Origin of the sequence: Rhizobium sp. BK619 (assembly GCF_014195245.1) — a bacterium.
GTDB classification, from domain to species: domain Bacteria; phylum Pseudomonadota; class Alphaproteobacteria; order Rhizobiales; family Rhizobiaceae; genus Rhizobium; species Rhizobium acidisoli.
On record NZ_JACIBH010000013.1, the window covers coordinates 60,718 to 79,773 of the forward strand.

Here is a 19,056-nt window from a genome sequence, read left to right on the forward strand (position 1 = left end):
GGATCCCTCACATGAAAACGATCGTTTCCGCCGCTACACTTCTTGCCGCGAGCTTCCTTGCCGTTCCGGCCCTTGCCGCAAACCTCGTTCTCTACACCAGCCAGCCGAACGAAGACGCGCAGGCGACGGTCGATGGCTTCATGGCCGCCAATCCCGATATCAAGGTCGACTGGGTGCGCGACGGCACGCCGAAGATCATGGCCAAGCTCCAGGCCGAAATTCAGGCCGGCAACCCGGTTGCCGATCTTCTCCTGATCGCCGATGTGGTGACGCTGGAGCGCCTCAAGGAAGACGGCAAGCTGCTCGCCTATAAGTCGTCGGAAGCCGCGCAGTACGATGCCGCGCTCTATGATGCCGACGGCTATTACTATTCGACCAAGCTGATCACCACCGGCATCATGTACAACACCTCGGCGGCGATGAAGCCTGCGAACTGGAAGGATCTGACGAAGCCGGAAGCCAAGGGCCTCGTCACCATGCCGAGCCCGCTCGCTTCGGGTGCTGCCCTCATCCACGCCCAGACGCTTGCCGCCGTTCCGGGCCTCGGCTGGGACTTCTACAAGTCGCTCGCAGAAAACGGCGCGATCGCTGCCGGCGGCAACGGCGCCGTGCTGAAGTCGGTCGCTTCGGGCGAAAAGGCTTACGGCATGGTCGTCGACTATCTGCCGATCCGCGAGAAGGCCAAGGGCGCTCCGGTCGAGTTCGTCTTCCCGAGCGAAGGCGTTTCGGCCGTCACCGAGCCGGTCGGCATCCTCGCCAGCACCAAAAATGCCGATGCCGCCAAGAAGTTCGTCGACTACGTGCTTTCCGAAAAGGGCCAGGAAGGTTTTCTCAAGCTCGGCTACATCCCGGCCCGCAACGGCATGAAGCTGCCGGAAGGTTTTCCGGCGCGCGACACCATCAAGGTCCTGCCGATCAAGGCCGCAGATGCGCTCAAGAATACCGATCAGGATCTGAAGACCTTCTCGGGCATCTACGGTTCGAACTGATCCTTCCATGCACGGCTATGTCAGAACCGGAAACAGCCAGCCAGCCTGGCTGTTTCCCTTTGTCGTCATCACCGTCCTGATCCTCAGCGTGCTGCCGCTCGCCCGCCTTGCCATGGTCGGGATCGCGGCCTTCGCCAATGGCGGCGTTCTGACTGTGCTCGGCGACCCGTCGCTCTGGTCGGCGACCTATTACACCATCGTCACGGCAATTCTCGGCACGATCATCTCGCTCGTCATCGGCTGCCTCTTCGCCTTCCTGTTGACGCTGACCGATATCAGTGGCAAGGGGCTGCTCAGCTTCTTCTTCGTGCTGCCGATGATGATCCCGCCGCAGGTGACGGCGCTGGCCTGGGTACAGATGTCGGGGCCATCAAGCCCGCTGTTGAAGGCGCTCTCCATCGCCCCGCCGCTTGGCTCGCCGCAGCCGCTCTATTCGGTCGGCGGCATCGCGCTGCTTTATGGCGTGCAGCATGCGCCGCTGGTCTATCTGGCGCTCCGGGCCGGGCTGATGACGCTGCCGCGCGACGGGGTCGAGGCGGCACAGCTTTCCGGCGCCTCCAGCCTGCGGGTGTTCCGCGACATCATCCTGCCGCTGTCGCTGCCCGGCATCATTGCCGGGGCGGCGATCTCCTTCGTCTCCTGCACCGGCAATTTCGGCATTCCCGCCATTCTCGGCATTCCGGCCTCGATCTTCACGCTGCCGACGCTCATCTTCACCAAGTTTTCCGCTTTCACCAGCCGCACCTTCGGCGATGTCGCCGTGCTCTCGGCTGTTATCGCGATGATCTCGGTCGCCGGGCTGATGATCCAGGATCGGGCGCTGCGCGGCCGCGATTATCGTGTCATCGGCCTGTCGGGGGCGAGTGCCGCCTTCGAGCTCGGCGCCTGGCGATTCGCCTTCACGCCGCTTCTCTGGGCGATCCTGTTTTTCATGCTGGCCGCGCCCTTCTTCGCGCTCGTCGCCGGCGCGCTGGTGCCGGCCTATGGCGTGCCGCTCACCTTCAAAACCATGTCGCTGCATGCCTTTCAGGAGATCCTGTTCCGGCAGGCGGTAACGCGCACCGCCTTTATCAATTCGCTGTCGCTCGCCGCCGCTACCGCCCTTTGTCTCCTGACGGTGACAGTGCTTGCGGCCTATGCGCTGACGCGGCGAAGAGATGCGGCTTCCCGCATCGTGTCCAGCCTGATCGAGATACCCTATTCGCTGCCCGGCATCGTCATGGCGGTCTCCTTCATCCTGGTCCTCGCGGCGCCCATCCCGTTCCTGCACATCTCGCTCTACGGCACGATCTGGATCATCCTGATCGCTTACCTCTCCTCCTTCTTTGCGGTCAGCCTGAAACCCGTGGTCAGCGCTTTCCATCAGCTTGACCCGGCGCTGGAGGAAGCGGCGCGGCTTTCCGGCGCCGGCTTCTTCCGCCGGCTTTTCGATATCATCGTGCCGCTGATCGCGCCGGCCGCCGGCGCCTCGGTCATCCTCGTCTTCCTGATCGCCTGCAACGAGCTGACGATCTCAGCGCTTCTCTGGTCGGCCGGCACCCAGACGCTCGGTGTGGCCATCTACAATCTCGACGACAGTGGCAGTTCCGACCTTGCTTCGGCGCTCTCGGTGCTCGTCGTCCTCATGGTCGTCGTCATGATGCTGCTGCTCGAGCTTCTGGCAAAACGCCTGCCGAAAGGGGTGGTCCGATGGCGAAACTGATCCTCAACCGGCTGGCCAAGGATTTCGGCACCGGGCGGGCGGCCGTCAGCGATTTCTCGCTCGATGTGCGCGAGGGCGGCTTCCTGGCGCTGCTCGGGCCTTCCGGCTGCGGCAAGACGACGATTCTCAGGATGATCGCCGGTTTCGAGACGCCCTCCGACGGCTCGATCCATCTCGGCGAGCGGCTCATTGCCGATGCCGCCCAGGCGCTACCGCCTGAGAAGCGCAACATGGCGATGGTGTTCCAATCCTATGCGCTCTGGCCGCATATGAGTGTTGCCGATAATGTCGGATACCCCATGAAGGTGCGCGGCATTTCCGGCGAGGCTTACCGGACGAAGGTCGGCGAGGCGCTCTCCACCGTGCGGCTTGCCGATTACGCCGGGCGGCGTCCCGCAGACCTTTCAGGCGGCCAGCGCCAGCGCGTGGCGCTCGCCCGCTGCCTGGTCACCTCGCCCGACGTCGTGCTGCTCGACGAGCCGCTCGCCAATCTCGACCGGCACCTGAAACAGGAGATGGAAGAAACTTTCCGCGAGTTCCACCAGCGCTCGGGCGCGACGATGATCTACGTCACCCACGACCAGAGCGAGGCGATGGCGCTTGCGACCGACGTCGCCGTCATGTCGGAGGGGCGGCTGCTGCAGGTGGCGCAGCCGGCCGAGATCTATGCCCGGCCGGAAGGGCGCGTCGTCGGCGGGCTGATCGGGCGAGGGGCAATCCTGACGCTGCCGGTCATGGGCGGCGAACGCCATCTGGAATGGGACGAGCTGCAGGATGCGCTACAGGCGGCCAACACCGATGGCGCCGATATCCTCGTGCGGCCGGAAGATGTGATCATCGGCGGTGAGGGGGCTCCGGCAACCGTCGAAGCCGTGCTTTTCGAGGGCGAACGTTATGCCGTCAAGCTCACCCTCGGCAACGGCCAGACGTTGCGCGGCTTCAGTCGTGTGGCTGTCGTGCCCGGTGAAGCGGTGCGCGTCGTCATTCGCGCGGGCTGGCGGCTTTGATCGAGGCAGGCAATTGTATCCGGGGCTTCAAAAGGGGCGGTTGTCCGCATATTTCTTGGCCCCGCCATCTTTTCCCCGTGCGATTGCCGGATAAGGTACTGCCCGCAACCGGACCCTTGCCATGTCGCTTCGCCTCGCCACCTTCAATGTCGAAAATCTCCTGACCCGTTTCGATTTCACCGGTTTTCGCAACCAGCTGCGCCAGGATCGCGTCATCAAGCTTTTCCAAGTGTCGAGCGAGGGCGTCTATCAGCAACTGGAGCAGGCGCGGGTGATCGCCGCCACAGACGATACGAGACAGATGACGGCGTTGGCGATCGCCGATGCGGATGCCGATATTCTCTGCCTGCAGGAAATCGACAATATGGCCGCTCTCCAGGCCTTCGAATATGGCTATCTCTTCCGCATGGTCGGAAACGGCTATCGCCAGAAATACCTGGTCGAGGGCAATGACAGCCGCGGCATCGATGTCGCCGTGCTGATGCGCGAGGAAACGCGCGACGGCCAGAAGATCGAGCTCAGGGAAGTCCGCAGTCATGCGATGACCACCTATCGCGATCTCGATATCTTCGACGAGGAGTTGGCGCTCACCAACCGCATCGATGACAAGATCTTCAAACGCGACTGCCTGGAGCTCGATCTTCTGATCGGCGGCCGGCCGTTCTCGCTCTATGTCGTGCATTTCAAATCGATGGGCAATCCGCGCGACGAGCTGGACGGGCGGCAATCGACGATGCCGATCCGCCGCGCCGAGGCGCGCGCTGTGCGCCGCATCATCGAGGATAGTTTCGGCGCCGGCCATACCGGCAAGAAGAGTTTTGCCATCTGCGGCGACATGAACGATTACCAGGAGCGCGTCGATGTCATCGGCCGCCGCGGGGCCGGCTATCGTTTCGAGCATCACGACGAGGCCGAAAGCGCCCTCGACGTTTTCAGCCATGACGGCTTTGCCGAAAACGTCGTGCGCCGCCGCCCGGCCCTCGATCGCTGGACGCTCTATCACGCCCGCGGGCCGCAGGAGCAGTGGCTCTGCCAACTCGACTATCTCTGGCTTTCGCCAGCACTTGCCGCCCATAATGCCGGCCGCCTGCCTGAGATCATCCGCAGCGGCCAGCCCTATCGCACCATCTTCCCGCCGGGGCAGGAGGTGGAGCGTTATCCGCGCACAGGCTGGGACCGGCCGAAGGCGTCAGATCACTGCCCCGTCGTCATGACCCTGGATCTCCCCTGAAAGCGAACATGAAAACCAATTTGAACATGAAATTTGCAAGCAGCGATTTTTCCGATGATTTCGCCGGCTGGCCGCCGGAAGCCACCGTCTTCCCGATCGCCGGCGTCGATCTGCGCGTTCTGCCCGGCAGCCATCCCTTTGTCGTCGCCGAGGAAGCGGCGATCCGCGAGAACTGGGCCAAGGAAACCGCCGCCAACCCGGCGCTCTTCGACGGGCGGCTGGTGTTCCAGCAGCGGCTGTCGTTCGGAGAGGACGGGATTGCGGGCGAGGGCTACGTCACGCCCTTTTCCGCCTTCATGTGGTGGCGCCGGCAGCCGCAGCGCCAGGGCGGCCTGCATATCTTTGCTTATCCGGTGCTGGAAAGCTCAGACGGCGCGCTGGTGGCGATCCGCATGGGTGCCCACACCGCCAATCCCGGACAGGTCTATTTCGCCGCCGGTTCGCTTGAGCAGGAGGATATCGTCGACGGGCGCTGCGACATCGAGGCCAATATGCGCCGCGAGGTCCATGAGGAGACGGGTGTCGACCTTTCCGATTCCGTGGCAGGGCAGGGGCTCTACGCCAGCTATTCCAGGCGCACGGTCACGCTCATGCGGCTCTTCCGCTTCGACATGACGGCGGAGGAGATGGTGAAGCGGATCGAGGCCCACATGCTGGTCGCCGAGGACAAGGAGATCGCCGGTGCAGTGGCGATCCGCTCGGCCGATCCCAAGGCATATCCTTATAACATCTCCATGCTGCCGGTGATTAGCTGGTATTTCGGCAAGGCGGACGCATAAGAGGCCAAAGGCCAGCGCCTCGAAGGACACGCTCCGGCTTGGCTCCTTGCGTCCATCTGACTTAGCGCCTTGCACTCGGCCGTTTGGTCGGGCAGGTTGGCGGCGCGATGACCGATTCAAGGAGGCCGATGTGGCGCGAAGCTACAGCGTCTATGACGTGTTCACCGATCGAAAGCTGGCGGGCAACCCGCTGGCGGTGATCTTCGACGGAGACGATCTCAGCGACGAGGCGATGCAGGCGATCACCCGGGAGATCAATCTCTCCGAGACGGTGTTCGTGCAGCCTTCGAGCAATCCCGCCTATGCGGCGAAGCTCAGGATCTTCACACCGGGGCGTGAGCTGCCGTTTGCCGGCCATCCGACGGTCGGCACGGCGGTGGCGCTGGCCGAACGGGCGCATGGCGCGGCAACGCTCGATCTCGTGACCGTGCTTGAGGAAAATGTCGGGCCGGTGCGCTGCGCGGTGCGGCTGAGGGAGGGCGAGGCGAGCTTTGCCGAATTCGACCTACCGCGGAAATCGCAGCCGGCCGTCATGCCGCTGGACAAACTCGGCATGGCCGATGCGCTGTCGCTGAAGGTGACCGAGATCGGCTTTGAAAATCACGTGCCCTCGGTCTGGAGCGCCGGCGTTCCCTTCCTGCTCATTCCGGTGCACGATGTCGGCGCCGCGCAGCGGGTGGAATTCGATCCGCAGCTCTGGGAAAAGATCGTGCCCTTCGTCGAGGGTGCGCTTGCCTCGGCCTATGTCTATTGCCGCGGCGGCGTCAATCACGTGGCAAAGTTCCATGCGCGCATGTTCGCAAGCGGCATGGGGATCGTCGAAGACCCGGCCACCGGTTCGGCGGCGGCGGCACTTTCCGGTGCGATCCACCATTTCGACCGGCTGACGGACGGGCATCACCCGATCATGATCGAACAAGGCGTCGAGATGGGCCGGCCATCCTTCATCCATCTGCATATCGATGTCGACGGCGGGACGATCTCCAACGCCCGGATCGGCGGCCAGGCAGTACGGCTGGCGAGCGGCACGCTCGACATTTGATTTTATGGCGTGCCACGCGTCCGACCGCATGCGTGGCATTCTATCGCTTTGAATCTGCGTCTAATCCTGTCCGAAAATCGATCCCAGTTTCCGGGATCATGCCCCGCATTTCAGTCATGCCGAAAAATCTTCGCGATTAACCAAAGAAATTTCGCCGATGCGCTGGACAAGCCTGCCGATCCTGTTTATACGCCCCGTCACACCGCGCAGCCAAGCGCGAACGGGTGATTAGCTCAGTTGGTAGAGCAGCTGACTCTTAATCAGCGGGTCGTAGGTTCGAGCCCTACATCACCCACCAAATCTCTTGATAAGATTGAATTATTTGAATTCAGGCCGGATCTTCCGGCCTGCCGGAATTTGTTCCCGGCCGGGCGGCATGGTTCGTGTCGTCGGCATGTCTGGCAGCGTCGATCCTCGCGCCCTATTTGCTCTTAGATAAGCGGGAGGGTTCCATGAGAAGCGTCGTTCTAGTCGTTGCCTTGTCTCTGCCGCTGCCGGCCTTCGCGGCGGGGGCGAAGGAGATCAAGGCAAGCGCGTATAGCTGCAGTGAGATTGCGCAGATCATCCGCCAGAATAAGAAGGTCTTCGTCCGTGTCGGTTTCGGTGGCCGAAGCTTCCGCTATCCGCCGGCGCAATGCAGCATGGGCGAAAAGCGTACCAGCACGAGTTTCCGTGATGCTGGCGGAAAGCAGTGCATTCTCGACTATGCCTGCGTCTTCGACCCGGCATCCCCCTATAATTTTCCGTAGAGCGGGATGGTCTTTGGCCGGTTCGGTCAAAAAGTTATCCCACATTCAGGAGTTTTCATGAAAAGCATTGTTCTGGCGATTGTGCTGCTGTTTCCGTCCGCAGCCCTTGCCATCGAGGCAGTGGAGGTCAATGCCAGGGATCATACTTGCGAGGAGCTTGCGCAGATCATCCGCAAAGACAAAGCAGTGTTCGTGCGCATGGGTTTTGGCGGCCGCAGCTTTCGCTATCCTCCGGCCAGGTGCAATCTCGGCGACAAGTATGACACGGCAAGGGTCAGGGATGCCAACGGCAAGATTTGCCTTCTCGACTACCAGTGCGTGTACGACCCCCAGTCCTTCTATAACAGAATCCCCAAATGAAATCCCGCTGCGAGAATTGTGGGGAGGCCAAGAAAAAAGGCCGGGCGAAACTCGCACCGACCCTTCCTCGATCTGTCTCGATAACGGCTGCCAGTACATCCGTGGTCAGCCGTCAGAGACAAATTCAATATCTCTAAAATAAGCTCTCTCTGCCGGTATTCAAGAGCGCACGACAGAAAAGGAAGCCGGCATTGGGCCGGCTTGCTTTAGCCGAGGAGCAGTTACTGCTGGGCAGGGGCAGCCGGCGGAGTGGCCGGTGCTGGTGCCGGTGCGGGCGTTGCGCTGTTATCAGTCGGAGCGATCGGCTTAGGCGCCGCTGGTGCCGGCTCGGATTGGGTCGTGGAGGCTGTCGTATCAGGGGATGTGCCGGGGGTGCTCCACTGCGAATAGGCGAATGCAGCGACAGCGATCACGGCCAATGCAGCGACCCAGACAACCCACGTATTATTGCTGCGCGCGCTCGGCGTGGTGCGCAGATCCAGATTTGGGTTCAGCGGGCGGTTCGGGTCGTTGGCATTATTGGGGTCGTACGTCATGGTACTTTCTCCTCTTTCGGTGAAACAATAATGCCGAAGTGAGGATTTTGTTCCGTACCGGGACCGCGAAGCAGTTGATATCAAGGGATTCCGGGCGGCAGCTGACCCTGATCGGCTGTGTTCCGCTGTTCTATGCAAGCGCCCGCTTGACATGGCGGGGTCTGTTTGCGCATGGTTTTGCCATGGGGTTGCGATCATCCCACGAGGCGTCATGCTGAAGAATCGCGTCCAGTAACACCGATCAACGGAGGACGCGTCATGCCGTCATTTCTCGAAATTTCTCCCGACAAACTCAGCCGCCTCATCGGAACCCCCGCCGCGCCTTGCATCGTCGACGTTCGCACCGAGGAGGACTTCGCGCTCGATCCGCGCCTGGTTCCGGGCTCGATCCGGCGCGATCACGCTGAGGTAGCGTCCTGGGCGGCCAGCATGAATGCCGGCACCGTCGTGGTGGTCTGTCAAAGAGGCAGCAAGCTCAGCCATGGTGTGGCCGCCTATCTGCGCCATGCCGGGATCGACGCCGAGAGCCTCGAAGGCGGCTTCGAAGCCTGGATTGCCGGCGGAGCGGCAGTGCCAGCGGAAAAGCTTCCGCGCCGCGACGCCGAGGGGCGCACCGTCTGGGTGACACGGGCGCGGCCGAAGATCGACCGCATCGCCTGTCCCTGGTTGATCCGACGCTTCGTCGATCCGAGCGCCGTCTTCCTGTTCGTGCCGGCGCCCGAGGTTATAGCCGTTGGCGAACGCTTCGGGGCGGTCCCCTTCGATATCGAAGACGTGTTCTGGAGCCATCGCGGCGAACTCTGCACCTTCGACGTGATGGTCGAGGAGTTCGGCCTGGCGTCCGAACCGCTTCTTCGTCTGGCGCGGATTATCAGGGCGGCGGATACCGCAAGGCTCGATCTCGCGCCCGAGGCGCCTGGGCTGCTTGCAGCATCGCTCGGTCTCTCCAGGATGTTTTCCGACGATCTGGAGCAGCTCGAAGCCGGAATGCTTCTCTACGATGCCTTCTTCCGCTGGTGCCGGGATGCGACCGAGGAAACCCACAACTGGCCTGCGCCGAAGAAGAGGGCATGAGATGGCCGAGATGACGGATAACGGCCGCGCGAGCAAAACGATGGAGAGACATGCGGACGAGGAGCATCACCACGGCGTCTCCTTCGGCGAGGCTTTCAAGGTATGGCTGCGCGTCGCCGCCTTGAGTTTCGGCGGCCCCGCTGGCCAGATCGCCGTCATGCACCGGATCATCGTCGACGAGAAACGATGGATCGGTGAGCACCGGTTCCTGCACGCGCTGAATTACTGCATGCTGCTTCCCGGCCCCGAGGCGCAGCAGCTCGCCGTCTATATCGGCTGGCTGATGCACCGCACGCTGGGTGGTCTGGTCGCGGGCTTGTTGTTCGTGTTGCCGGGATTCCTGTCGATCCTCTGTCTCAGCTATATCTACGCGGCTTATGGCAGCGTCGGCATTGTCGCCGGCCTGTTTTTCGGGCTGAAGGCAGCGGTGCTTGCCGTCGTCGTGCAGGCCGTCATCCGCATCGGCAGCCGCGCTCTCAGAAATAACGTCATGCTGGCGATTGCGGCGGTGGCCTTCGTCGCCATCTTCTTCCTGCATGTGCCGTTCCCGCTGATCGTGCTTGCCGCCGCCATCGCAGGCTTTCTCGGCGGCCGCTTCGGGCTTGCCGCTTTCAAACCGGGCGGCGGCCACAAGGCCGGAAGCGGCTCGGTGCTGTCGGATGCGGAGTCGGCGCTCGGCGAGGGCATACCGGCGCATGCGCGCCCCAATCTCGGCTGGTCGCTGCGTATGTCGGCAGCGCTGCTCGCTCTCTGGCTCGTGCCCATCGCCGCCCTCTATGCGACTTTCGGGGCACACGATGTTTTCACCGAGATCGGTCTGTTCTTCAGTAAGATGGCGGTCGTCACCTTTGGCGGCGCCTATGCCGCGCTCGCCTATGTCGCCCAGGAGGCCGTGCAGCGTTTCGGCTGGCTGAAACCCGGCGAGATGCTCGATGGTCTGGGGATGGCCGAGACGACGCCGGGGCCGCTGATCATGGTCCTTCAGTTCGTCGGCTTCATGGGCGCCTATCGCAATCCCGGATCTCTCGATCCGATGCTGGCCGCCACGCTCGCGGCAATCCTGACGACTTGGGTGACGTTCGTACCCTGTTTCCTCTGGATCTTCCTCGGTGCGCCCTTCATCGAAAAACTGCGCGGCAATGTGGCGCTTGCCGGCGCGATGTCGGCCATTACGGCTGCGGTGGTCGGGGTCATTCTCAACCTCGCCCTCTGGTTTGGCCTGCACACGCTGTTTGCCGAAGTCGCGACCGTCAGCCTTGGCGGCTTGCGGCTTGATATCCCCGTGCTGCAATCGGCCGTGCCGGCGGCAATGGCGCTGTCTGCCGCCGCCGCCATTGCGATCTTCCGGTTCAAGACGTCTGTGATCACGACGTTGCTTGCCTGTGCGATATCGGGAATGCTCTGGACGCTGGCGGTAGGTTAGAGCTCTTTTTTATGCATGTCGTTATCCCGGAACCGCTGCACACTTCCGGGCGACATGCATCAGCCTTCCCCGTCCGCGGGGATGCGCGTTGCCAGCATCTTGTCGATGCGCATACCGTCCATATCGAGCACTTCGAAGCGCCAGCTATCGAAAACGAAGGTTTCGCCGGCTTCCGGGATGTGCTGGAGCTGATGTAGCGCGAAGCCTGCAAGCGTATGGAAATCGGCATCCGGACGATCGCGCAGGCCGAGCCGCTCGAAGGCGTCGAAGGCGGGCATCATCGCATCGATCAAGAGCGATCCGTCTTCCCGCACGATAATATCGGGCTCTTCGTTGGATCCCGGCAGGTCGCCGGCGATGGCTTCGAGCAGGTCGGTCTGGGTGACGATACCCTCGAGGCTGCCGTATTCATCGATGACGATGGCAAGCCGGACAGGCGAGGCCTTGAAACTGTCGAGCACACGCACGACCGAGGTGCCCTCGTGCAGCACCAGCGGCTGCTTGATCACCTCCATCGGCCGGACCTTGCCGCCGTCGAGAACCTGGTCGAGAAGATCCTTCTTCAACACCATGCCGATCGGTTCGTCGATCGAGCCGCGGGCGACCAGCAATTGTTCGTGGCTGCATTCACGGATGGTCTTCAGAATCTCGGCCTCGCTGTCGTCGGCATCGAACCATTCGATATCGAGACGCGGGGTCATGATGTCGGAGATCGGTCTGTCGCCGATGTTGAAGACCCGCTCGACGAGCTGCTGCTGCACTTGGTTGAGAAGACCGGCTTCCTGGCTTTCGGCGACCAGCAGCTTGAGTTCCTGCGGCGAATGGAATGACGATTCCCCGGTTCCGGCGCGAAGGCCGACGACCCGCAGCACAAGGTTGCCCATGCCGTTCAGAACGGAGATCGCCGGCTTGAACAGCACCAGGAAGAGCCCCAGCGGACGCACGACGGCAAGCGAAGTGGCCTCACTGCGCTGAAGCGCCAGGCTTTTCGGCGCCAGCTCGCCCAGCACGATGTGCAGTGCCGTAATGATGACGAAGGCAATGACGATGGCGACGGTATGCGCGCCTGTTGCCGCCCATTGCCCGGGCAGCCAGGACAGCAGAGGCTCGATCAAGTGGGCAAGCGCCGGCTCGCCGACCCAGCCCAGCGCCAGCGACGAGATGGTGATACCGAGCTGGGTGGCGGCAAGGTTGGCGTCGAGATTGTCGACGGCGCGCTGTAGGGCGGAGGCATTCATGCGGCCTGCCGCGGCAAGTTCGGTGACACGGCTGCGCCTGACGGACACCAGCGCGAATTCCGCAGCGACGAAGAAGCCGTTGGCGGCTACCAGAAGAAGCACGGCGAGTATCCCGACATAGTCGAAGACGCCGCCCGCGGATTCGGACATGTTTTCCCTACCTCTGAATTGATCCCAATCCGAAACTACACGCTCGGACAGAGGTAGCAAGGCGCGGCAGCCAATCTTGCCGCGCGCGATGTCGATGCGGACTATCGTCGTCAGGATCTTGCGGGCGATTGGCCCGATATGCAGAGCACAATCGCTGCCGCGGCAATCATCTCTTCGGCGCTTCGAAGAGCTCGATCGGGTTTCCGGCCGGGTCTTCGAGCAGGATCTGCTTGGCGCCTATGCCCTGTACGATCTCGCCACGAAAACGCGCGCCCGCCTGGCGCAGCGTGGCGACTTCCGCTTCCAGGTCCGCGACTTCGATCTGGATGCGATTCCATCCGCCGGGCTCCGGCTTGCGTCCGTCCGGCATTGCCTGGGCTCCGCCGCCCGGTCCCGTCATGCCGCTGACGAGCAGACGAAAACCATCTTTCGTCAGGATGGCAAAAGTGGGCGCGGGGTGAAGAGCGACCGAGAAGCCAAGATGTTTCGTGTAGAATTCCAGGGCGGCGTCGACGTCGTCGACGATGTAGCGCATGCTGATGCCGGGCATGGTTTCCTCCATCATTATCGAGCGATTCCGGACGACGGTCCGAGGGCGCCAGCCGCCGGATCGAACGCGCGAAGGGCGCTCCATGGATCGAGCCTGCGCCCAATCCTTCGGAAAATCGAATCAGAACTTCGGGACGCCCGCCGATCGCGTTCCAGGCAAAACTCTAGTTAGTCAAGGTGTATAAGTCTAATCTAAAATATAAAGTCAGTGCCTTATGCCTTGGATTCCATTACGAAAGTTTAATATAAATTTCAGTTTCGGTTCATCTGTTCGGGCCTAGTTTTCTCCCGTGCCCAACATGAGGAACCCCCACATGAAAAAGATTTTTGCAGCTTTCCTTTCCGCCTCCTTCCTTCTCTCCCCGATGGTCGTCTCCCAGGCCAGCGCCGATGACCATCGCCGTCCGCCTGTCGTCGTGCAGAAGAGGGTGATCGTTGAGAAGAAGATCGTCCGGCCGCACTGGAAGAAGGGATACCGCGTCAACGCCAGCGAGCGCCGCCGGTTTCACGATGTCAACGACTACCGCCGCTACCGGCTCGCGCCTCCGCCGCGCGGCTATCGCTGGGTGCGGGCCGACAACGACTACCTGCTGATCGGCATCACCAGCGGTGTGATCTCCAGCATTATCGCTGGTCGCTGATTGGTGGATACGAGGAGGGCGGCTTCGGCCGCCCGACGTCATCTCGGCTTTGTGAACCGGCTGTCTGGTTCTTGGCTTAAGAAGCTGCCCCTCACCCTAACCCTCTCCCCGTTCTGACGGGGAGAGGGGACGTGCCCTACGAGGCGTTGGTGAGGGACGGAGAGCTTGCGGCATATCCCCTTCGCCCCGTTTACGGGGAGAAGGTGGCGGCAGCCGGATGAGGGGCGCGTCTGGCCGATCTCCTGGACCGGGATGTTGCGTGACAAAAGATCGTTTAGCTGTGCCGGCGTGAAGGCATGACCCGCTTGGCAATAATACCAAGCAACCCCTTCGGTCTTTCGGCATCAACCTTCACATCCCCGTCATGTGCCAACGGATGCAGCCCCTCGATCGGCGGCAGCGGATCACACTCCGTGCAAACGCAGCGATAGGGTTTGATCGCCGTTGCCGTCATGCCGCCTGGCGGTTCCAGCTGGCGAAGGGGTCGGGCAGGTTTCGCCAGCGATCGGGCGTGAAGACCGCGGTCTCGATGAGGCAGGCGTCGAGTTCTCTCCTGATCCAGGCCTCGTCCATCGGGTCGGCGCCGATGAAGACAATTTCCTGGCGGCGATCGCCCCAGACGGGGTCGAGATAGGGGCCGATGGCATTGATGAAGCCCGGTTCGTCGGGCCATTGTTCGCGCGGCACCGCCGCCCACCAGAGGCCCATCTTGCCGGTGCGCACGAGGGCGCCCGCTTGGCTGATCTCGCCGACATGGTGCGGCCGCGTCGCCAGCCAGAAGAAGCCCTTGGCGCGCACGACGCCCGGCCATGTCAGGTCGAGAAAGGCCTGCAATTTTGCCGGATGAAAGGGCCGCTTCTCGCGGTAGACGAAGGAGCGGATGCCATATTCCTCGGTCTCCGGCACGTGGTCCTTGAAGCCGTGCAGCTCCTTGTACCAGAGCGGGTGGGTCTCGGCCCTGTCGAGGTCGAAGCGACCGGTGCCGAGCACTTCCTTCAGTCCCACCTTGCCGAAATCCGCCTCGATCAGCTTCGCATCCGGGTTTAGGCCGGTGATGATTTTCCGCGCGGCGTCGCGTTCCGTCTCGCTTGCCGTGCCGATCTTGTTCAGCACCACGACATCGGCGAATTCGATCTGCTCGACCAGCAGGTCGACGATGGTTCTGGTATCGCCGTCGCCTGCCGTTTCGCCGCGGTCGGCGAGGAAATCGGCCGAGGCATAATCCGCGAGCAGATTGGCGGCATCGACGACGGTCACCATCGTATCCAGCCTTGCGACGTCGGAAAGGCTTTCTCCGCTCTCATCGCGGAATTCGAAGGTGGTGGCGACGGGCAGGGGCTCGGCGATGCCCGTGGATTCGATCAGCAGGTAATCGAAGCGGCCTTGGGTCGCCAGATCGCGCACCTCCTTCAAGAGGTCGTCGCGCAGGGTGCAGCAGATGCAGCCATTCGTCATCTCGACCAGCTGCTCCTCGGTGCGAGACAGATTGGCGCCGCCATCGCGTACCAGGGCGGCGTCGATATTCACCTCGCTCATGTCGTTGACGATGACGGCGACGCGCATGCCTTCGCGATTGGCAAGCACGTGGTTCAGCAGCGTCGTCTTGCCGGCGCCGAGAAAGCCGGAGAGCACCGTGACCGGAAGTCTGTTGTCCATGAAACCTCACATATTAATGTTATATCATTACATTGATGGAGCCGAAAAAAGGCGGAACGGGGTCATCCGCCTCTTTCCGCCTCAGCTCTCTCCGGAGCGCCGCATGGCTATCATGCGCTGGAGAGGCAATCCTTCATGCTTTCGGCGATGCCGCGCATGAGGATGAAGTAGAGATCGGGGCCGGCCTTCAGCGTTGCTGCTTCGGGGTCGAGCACGCCGGATCTGGCCTTCGTGCCTTCGATGACGACATTGACGAGGCGCGGCTCGAATTGCGGTTCGGCAAAGACGCAGGTGGCGCCGAGTTCGCCGACCTTGCGGTGGATTTCCGAAACGCGCTCGGCACCGGGAATGGTTTCCGGGCTGACGGTGATCGAGCCGGCGACGCGGATGCCGTAGCGATGCTCGAAATACTGGTAGGCGTCGTGGAAGACGATGAAGGGCTTGTCCTTGACGGGAGCAACGGTGGCGGCGATTTCCTTATCCAGCGCCGTCAGCTTGTCGTCCAGCGCCTTGGCATTGGCCTGGTAGGTCAGCGCATTGGCGGGATCGGCGGCGACCAACGTCGTGGTGATCACGGCAGCCATGGCTTTGGCATTCATCGGGTCGAGCCAGAGATGCGTGTCGAAGGCGCCATGATCATGGTCACCGTCATGTCCGTGATCATGGTCACCATGGCCGGTGCCGGCGGCATGATCGTGATCCTCACCCTCGGCGGAAGCGCCATGGTGCTCATCGCCATCCTCATGCGGCTCGAAGGCGCCGCCTTCGCGGAAGGGCAGCTTGACGAGGCCGGGGGCATGATCGAGCTCGGCGATGCTGGCCTTCGAGCCCAGCGCCTGCAGCGGTTTTTCCAGGAAAGTTTCGAGGCCGGGGCCGGTCCAGAAGATCACCTTGGCTTCCTGCAGCGCGCGCGCATTCGACGGCTTCAGGCTATAAGTATGCGGGGAGGCGGCGCCATCGACGATCAGCTCCGGTTCGCCCACACCCTGCATGATCGCCGCAACCAGCGAATGGATCGGCTTGATCGAGGTGACGACGACGGGCGCGTCGGCCGCCCGCATGGTGCCGGCAAACAGCAAGGCGGGGACCGCCAGCGCCGGGAGGGCGAGGGCGAGCGGAATTTTAAAGGCCAGGATCTTCAGGGCTGGGCCCAGGGTGCGTTTCATCCAATGCTCCGCTTGAATTGCAGATGTTATGTTATTACATCAATTGCGTTATGCTATAACGTGTGCAATAGCAGGATGCAACAGCGCTGTCGGAAAATTTGATGCTCTCTCCCGCAAATACGAAGGGCGAACCGCTGGTTTCGCTTGAGAATGTCGGCGTTCTGCGCAACGGCCGCTGGCTTGTGCGCGGCGTCGAATTTTCCGTCTCGCGCGGCGAGATCGTGACGCTGATCGGGCCGAACGGCTCGGGCAAGTCGACCAGCGCCAAGGCGGCGATCGGTGTGTTGAAGCCGAATGAGGGCAGGGTGGAGCGTCTGGCCGGCCTGAAGGTCGGCTATGTCCCGCAGAAGCTTGCGATCGACTGGACGCTGCCGCTCTCGGTGCGCCGGCTGATGACGCTGACCGGACCCCTGCCGGAACGCGACATGCGCGCGGCACTCGAAGCCGCCGGCATCGACCATATGCTCGATGCCGAGGTGCAGCATCTCTCCGGGGGCGAATTCCAGCGGGCGCTGATGGCGCGCGCCATTGCCCGCAAACCCGATTTGCTCGTGCTCGACGAGCCGGTGCAGGGTGTCGATTTCTCCGGCGAGATCGCGCTCTACGATCTGATCAAATCGATCCGCAACGCCAGCGGCTGCGGCATACTGCTGATCTCGCACGATCTCCACGTCGTCATGGCCGAGACCGACACGGTCATCTGCCTCAACGGCCATGTCTGCTGCCGCGGCACGCCCGAAGCCGTCAGCCGCAGCCCGGAATATGTGCGTCTGTTCGGCAGCCGCGCGGCGCAGACGCTTGCCGTCTACAGCCATCATCACGACCATACGCATCTGCCGGATGGGCGCGTGCAACATGCCGACGGTTCGGTGACCGACCATTGCCAGCCCGCTCGTGGTCCCGAACGGGACCATGAGCTTGACGGGCATCACGCGCATGACCATGGGCATAGCCACGGTCATGGCCCTCACGATCACGGTCACGCCCATGCTGAAGGGGAGCGCCATGCTTGACGATTTCTTCGTTCGCGCGATCCTTGCCGGCGTCGGGCTGGCGCTGACGACGGGACCGCTCGGCTGCTTCATCATCTGGCGGCGCATGGCTTATTTCGGGGATACGATCGCCCATTCGGCGCTGCTCGGCGTCGCCCTGTCGCTGCTCTTCGAACTCAATCTGACCCTGGCCGTCTTTGCCGTCGCAGCCTTGGTATCGGTGCTGCTGCTCTTCCTGCAGAAGCGCCAGGCGCTGTCGGCCGATGCGCTGCTTGGCATACTTTCGCATGCCACACTGGCAATCGGCCTCGTCATGGTCGCCTTCATGAGCTGGGTGCGGATCGATCTTATCGCCTTCCTGTTCGGCGACATCCTCGCGGTGTCCTCGACCGACATCGCGCTGATCTGGGGTGGAGGGCTCTTTGTGCTCGTGGCAATGGCCTGGCTCTGGCGGCCGCTGCTGGCCGCGACCGTCAATGCCGAGCTTGCCGAGGCGGAGGGTTTGAAGCCGGAGCGGGCGCGGCTGTTCTTCATGCTTTTGATGGCCGTTGTGATCGCCATTGCCATGAAAATCGTCGGCATCATGCTGATCACCTCGCTGCTGATCATTCCGGCGGCTGCGGCGCGGCGCTTTTCGGCGACGCCGGAGATCATGGCGGTGCTTGCCTCGGTCATCGGGGCGGCGGCCGTCGTCGGCGGGCTGTTCGGCTCGCTCACCTACGACACGCCCTCCGGTCCCTCGATCGTGGTCGCGGCGCTGATCCTCTTCATTCTCAGCCTGCTTCCCCTCAGGCGGCATCGCGCAGGCATGCAAGGACAAGGTTCATGACGACACCGCAACTCACCAAGAACCAGTCGCTGGTCTTCGACGTGCTCGAAAAGGCCGAAGGGCCGCTCAGCGCCTATACCATCCTCGACAAGCTGCGTGACCACGGTTTTCGCGCGCCGCTGCAGGTCTACCGGGCGCTGGAAAAGCTACTCGAATACGGTGTCGTGCACCGGCTCGAAAGCATCAATTCCTTCGTCGCCTGCGCCCATCCGGGCGATGACTGCCACAGCCACGGGATCGTCGCTTTCGCCATCTGCGAAAGCTGCGGCCAGGTGACGGAGTTCCACGATCATGAGGTCGACCACCGGTTGATGGCCTGGGTGCGGGGGCAGAAGTTCAAACCAGCGAAGACGACGATCGAGATTCGCGGTTTGTGCGAGGCTTGTGCGGCGTAAGCGGCCACACTATCCGTCGGCATCCTATTCTATCGCACCAACGGGACTTTGACGGGGCGCCCACTTCTCCACCCTCATTGCTGCGACATCCCGCTGGTCAAGCCGGAGGACAGGAATGAGCGAGGGCGGGGCGGCGGCGTGCCCGAAGGTGACGATCCACGCGTTGGTTTCCCCACCGTATTTGCTGCCGATCGATACACAAAGCGATGACTCAAAAAGGTGAGGCCGCGAGAGCGGCCTCACCTTTTGCATTTCTGTGCGGATAAGCTTAGTCCGGCTTGGATTCAGAGCCGCCCTTGCTGGAGCCGCCATTGTCGCTCTTACCGGAGCCGCCATTATCGCTCTTGCCAGAGCCGCCATTGTCGCTCTTACCGGAGCCGCCATTGTCGCTCTTACCCGAGCCGCCATTATCGCTCTTGCCAGAGCCGCCATTGTCGCTCTTGCCGGAGCCGCCGTTGTCGCTCTTGCCGGAGCCGCCGTTGTCGCTCTTGCCGGAGCCGCCGTTGTCGCTCTTGCCGGAGCCGCCATTGTCGCCCTTGCCGGACGGG

Annotated in this window: 21 protein-coding genes and 1 tRNA gene; 15 read left to right on the forward strand and 7 right to left on the reverse strand. The window is 62.5% G+C overall.

The genetic code is table 11. The features are described from left to right. Positions 1 to 11 precede the first annotated feature (11 nt). The 9 genes from FHX14_RS23980 to FHX14_RS24020 all read left to right on the forward strand — a co-directional run bounded on the left by FHX14_RS23980 (position 12) and on the right by FHX14_RS24020 (position 7,859). Positions 12 to 989 (forward strand): ABC transporter substrate-binding protein, encoded by a 978-nt coding sequence (locus tag FHX14_RS23980; RefSeq protein WP_184379136.1) that lies wholly within the window; start codon positions 12 to 14, stop codon positions 987 to 989. Positions 990 to 996: 7 nt separating this feature from the next. Further along, on the forward strand, positions 997 to 2,691 hold the full coding sequence (locus FHX14_RS23985) for an iron ABC transporter permease (RefSeq protein ID WP_184379138.1): 1,695 nt from the start codon (positions 997 to 999) through the stop codon (positions 2,689 to 2,691). Further along, positions 2,679 to 3,698 (forward strand): ABC transporter ATP-binding protein, encoded by a 1,020-nt coding sequence (locus FHX14_RS23990; RefSeq protein ID WP_054183313.1) that lies wholly within the window; start codon positions 2,679 to 2,681, stop codon positions 3,696 to 3,698. The genes FHX14_RS23985 and FHX14_RS23990 overlap by 13 nt, the downstream gene beginning before the upstream one ends. 121 nt (positions 3,699 to 3,819) lie before the next feature. After that, entirely contained in the window at positions 3,820 to 4,929 is a 1,110-nt protein-coding gene (locus FHX14_RS23995; protein ID WP_184379140.1) for an endonuclease/exonuclease/phosphatase family protein, read from the forward strand. 8 nt (positions 4,930 to 4,937) lie between these two features. Beyond that, complete coding sequence (locus FHX14_RS24000; RefSeq protein ID WP_184379142.1) at positions 4,938 to 5,708, forward strand: NUDIX hydrolase; 771 nt, start codon at positions 4,938 to 4,940, stop codon at positions 5,706 to 5,708. A gap of 130 nt (positions 5,709 to 5,838) precedes the next feature. Beyond that, positions 5,839 to 6,750 carry a PhzF family phenazine biosynthesis protein gene (locus tag FHX14_RS24005; protein WP_179613175.1) on the forward strand — a complete coding sequence of 304 codons (912 nt, stop codon included), beginning with the start codon at positions 5,839 to 5,841 and terminating at the stop codon, positions 6,748 to 6,750. A 222-nt stretch (positions 6,751 to 6,972) separates the two neighbouring features. Continuing rightward, positions 6,973 to 7,048, forward strand: a tRNA-Lys gene (locus FHX14_RS24010). A gap of 154 nt (positions 7,049 to 7,202) precedes the next feature. Then, positions 7,203 to 7,499: a hypothetical protein gene (locus FHX14_RS24015; RefSeq protein ID WP_003593546.1), complete on the forward strand. Its 297-nt coding sequence runs from the start codon at positions 7,203 to 7,205 to the stop codon at positions 7,497 to 7,499. 57 nt (positions 7,500 to 7,556) lie between these two features. Continuing rightward, the gene (locus FHX14_RS24020; RefSeq protein ID WP_054183317.1) at positions 7,557 to 7,859 is read left to right on the forward strand and encodes a hypothetical protein; all 303 of its coding nucleotides are present in this window, start codon (positions 7,557 to 7,559) and stop codon (positions 7,857 to 7,859) included. A 221-nt stretch (positions 7,860 to 8,080) separates the two neighbouring features. On the opposite strand, the gene FHX14_RS24025 is transcribed toward FHX14_RS24020, so the two are convergent. Continuing rightward, positions 8,081 to 8,395: a hypothetical protein gene (locus FHX14_RS24025; RefSeq protein WP_012558192.1), complete on the reverse strand. Its 315-nt coding sequence runs from the start codon at positions 8,393 to 8,395 to the stop codon at positions 8,081 to 8,083. Positions 8,396 to 8,653: 258 nt separating this feature from the next. Here FHX14_RS24025 and FHX14_RS24030 point away from each other — a divergent pair, with 258 nt between their 5' ends. Both FHX14_RS24030 and chrA read left to right on the forward strand, forming a co-directional pair. Next, a complete protein-coding gene (locus FHX14_RS24030) occupies positions 8,654 to 9,469 on the forward strand; it encodes a sulfurtransferase/chromate resistance protein (RefSeq protein ID WP_184379144.1) in 816 nt (271 codons plus the stop codon). A gap of 1 nt (position 9,470) precedes the next feature. Next, a complete protein-coding gene (chrA, locus tag FHX14_RS24035) occupies positions 9,471 to 10,892 on the forward strand; it encodes a chromate efflux transporter (RefSeq protein WP_184379146.1) in 1,422 nt (473 codons plus the stop codon). A gap of 59 nt (positions 10,893 to 10,951) precedes the next feature. Here the strand turns inward: chrA and FHX14_RS24040 are convergent, their stop codons facing one another. Next, positions 10,952 to 12,280: a hemolysin family protein gene (locus tag FHX14_RS24040; RefSeq protein ID WP_184379148.1), complete on the reverse strand. Its 1,329-nt coding sequence runs from the start codon at positions 12,278 to 12,280 to the stop codon at positions 10,952 to 10,954. A gap of 166 nt (positions 12,281 to 12,446) precedes the next feature. Continuing rightward, complete coding sequence (locus tag FHX14_RS24045; protein ID WP_003593558.1) at positions 12,447 to 12,830, reverse strand: VOC family protein; 384 nt, start codon at positions 12,828 to 12,830, stop codon at positions 12,447 to 12,449. A 313-nt stretch (positions 12,831 to 13,143) separates the two neighbouring features. Between FHX14_RS24045 and FHX14_RS24050 the strand changes: the two genes are divergently transcribed. Next, positions 13,144 to 13,470, forward strand: a complete 327-nt coding sequence (locus tag FHX14_RS24050) for an RcnB family protein (RefSeq protein ID WP_184379150.1) — start codon at positions 13,144 to 13,146, stop codon at positions 13,468 to 13,470. 274 nt (positions 13,471 to 13,744) lie between these two features. On the opposite strand, the gene FHX14_RS33120 is transcribed toward FHX14_RS24050, so the two are convergent. From FHX14_RS33120 to FHX14_RS24060, 3 genes are all read right to left on the reverse strand, one after another. Beyond that, complete coding sequence (locus FHX14_RS33120) at positions 13,745 to 13,924, reverse strand: hypothetical protein (protein ID WP_246713442.1); 180 nt, start codon at positions 13,922 to 13,924, stop codon at positions 13,745 to 13,747. After that, a complete protein-coding gene (gene zigA / locus FHX14_RS24055; protein WP_184379152.1) occupies positions 13,921 to 15,126 on the reverse strand; it encodes a zinc metallochaperone GTPase ZigA in 1,206 nt (401 codons plus the stop codon). The genes FHX14_RS33120 and zigA overlap by 4 nt, the downstream gene beginning before the upstream one ends. A gap of 110 nt (positions 15,127 to 15,236) precedes the next feature. Further along, the gene (locus FHX14_RS24060) at positions 15,237 to 16,292 is read right to left on the reverse strand and encodes a zinc ABC transporter substrate-binding protein (RefSeq protein WP_184379154.1); all 1,056 of its coding nucleotides are present in this window, start codon (positions 16,290 to 16,292) and stop codon (positions 15,237 to 15,239) included. Positions 16,293 to 16,393: 101 nt separating this feature from the next. Between FHX14_RS24060 and FHX14_RS24065 the strand changes: the two genes are divergently transcribed. From FHX14_RS24065 to FHX14_RS24075, 3 genes are read left to right on the forward strand one after another with little or no spacing between them, the layout of a single operon-like run. After that, positions 16,394 to 17,305, forward strand: coding sequence for a metal ABC transporter ATP-binding protein (locus tag FHX14_RS24065; protein WP_003593564.1), 912 nt, complete (start codon positions 16,394 to 16,396; stop codon positions 17,303 to 17,305). Beyond that, the gene (znuB, locus tag FHX14_RS24070; RefSeq protein ID WP_012558186.1) at positions 17,298 to 18,113 is read left to right on the forward strand and encodes a zinc ABC transporter permease subunit ZnuB; all 816 of its coding nucleotides are present in this window, start codon (positions 17,298 to 17,300) and stop codon (positions 18,111 to 18,113) included. Before FHX14_RS24065 ends, znuB begins: the two co-directional genes overlap by 8 nt. Beyond that, the gene (locus tag FHX14_RS24075; protein ID WP_003593569.1) at positions 18,110 to 18,508 is read left to right on the forward strand and encodes a Fur family transcriptional regulator; all 399 of its coding nucleotides are present in this window, start codon (positions 18,110 to 18,112) and stop codon (positions 18,506 to 18,508) included. The genes znuB and FHX14_RS24075 overlap by 4 nt, the downstream gene beginning before the upstream one ends. Before the next feature lie 268 nt (positions 18,509 to 18,776). Here FHX14_RS24075 and FHX14_RS33125 read toward each other — a convergent pair. After that, the coding region (locus FHX14_RS33125; RefSeq protein ID WP_246713443.1) for a hypothetical protein at positions 18,777 to 19,056 on the reverse strand (280 nt) is incomplete at its 5' end.

Bases quoted from the DNA above. Each gene is read 5' to 3' on its own strand.
- FHX14_RS23980 (WP_184379136.1), top strand. From the start codon at position 12: ATGAAAACGATCGTTTCCGCCGCTACACTTCTTGCCGCGAGCTTCCTT.
- FHX14_RS23985 (WP_184379138.1), top strand. From the start codon at position 997: ATGCACGGCTATGTCAGAACCGGAAACAGCCAGCCAGCCTGGCTGTTT.
- FHX14_RS23990 (WP_054183313.1), top strand. From the start codon at position 2,679: ATGGCGAAACTGATCCTCAACCGGCTGGCCAAGGATTTCGGCACCGGG.
- FHX14_RS23995 (WP_184379140.1), top strand. From the start codon at position 3,820: ATGTCGCTTCGCCTCGCCACCTTCAATGTCGAAAATCTCCTGACCCGT.
- FHX14_RS24000 (WP_184379142.1), top strand. From the start codon at position 4,938: ATGAAAACCAATTTGAACATGAAATTTGCAAGCAGCGATTTTTCCGAT.
- FHX14_RS24015 (WP_003593546.1), top strand. From the start codon at position 7,203: ATGAGAAGCGTCGTTCTAGTCGTTGCCTTGTCTCTGCCGCTGCCGGCC.
- FHX14_RS24020 (WP_054183317.1), top strand. From the start codon at position 7,557: ATGAAAAGCATTGTTCTGGCGATTGTGCTGCTGTTTCCGTCCGCAGCC.
- FHX14_RS24025 (WP_012558192.1), bottom strand. From the start codon at position 8,395: ATGACGTACGACCCCAATAATGCCAACGACCCGAACCGCCCGCTGAAC.
- FHX14_RS24030 (WP_184379144.1), top strand. From the start codon at position 8,654: ATGCCGTCATTTCTCGAAATTTCTCCCGACAAACTCAGCCGCCTCATC.
- chrA (WP_184379146.1), top strand. From the start codon at position 9,471: ATGGCCGAGATGACGGATAACGGCCGCGCGAGCAAAACGATGGAGAGA.
- FHX14_RS24040 (WP_184379148.1), bottom strand. From the start codon at position 12,280: ATGTCCGAATCCGCGGGCGGCGTCTTCGACTATGTCGGGATACTCGCC.
- FHX14_RS24045 (WP_003593558.1), bottom strand. From the start codon at position 12,830: ATGCCCGGCATCAGCATGCGCTACATCGTCGACGACGTCGACGCCGCC.
- FHX14_RS24050 (WP_184379150.1), top strand. From the start codon at position 13,144: ATGAAAAAGATTTTTGCAGCTTTCCTTTCCGCCTCCTTCCTTCTCTCC.
- FHX14_RS33120 (WP_246713442.1), bottom strand. From the start codon at position 13,924: ATGACGGCAACGGCGATCAAACCCTATCGCTGCGTTTGCACGGAGTGT.
- zigA (WP_184379152.1), bottom strand. From the start codon at position 15,126: ATGGACAACAGACTTCCGGTCACGGTGCTCTCCGGCTTTCTCGGCGCC.
- FHX14_RS24060 (WP_184379154.1), bottom strand. From the start codon at position 16,292: ATGAAACGCACCCTGGGCCCAGCCCTGAAGATCCTGGCCTTTAAAATT.
- FHX14_RS24065 (WP_003593564.1), top strand. From the start codon at position 16,394: ATGCTCTCTCCCGCAAATACGAAGGGCGAACCGCTGGTTTCGCTTGAG.
- znuB (WP_012558186.1), top strand. From the start codon at position 17,298: ATGCTTGACGATTTCTTCGTTCGCGCGATCCTTGCCGGCGTCGGGCTG.
- FHX14_RS24075 (WP_003593569.1), top strand. From the start codon at position 18,110: ATGACGACACCGCAACTCACCAAGAACCAGTCGCTGGTCTTCGACGTG.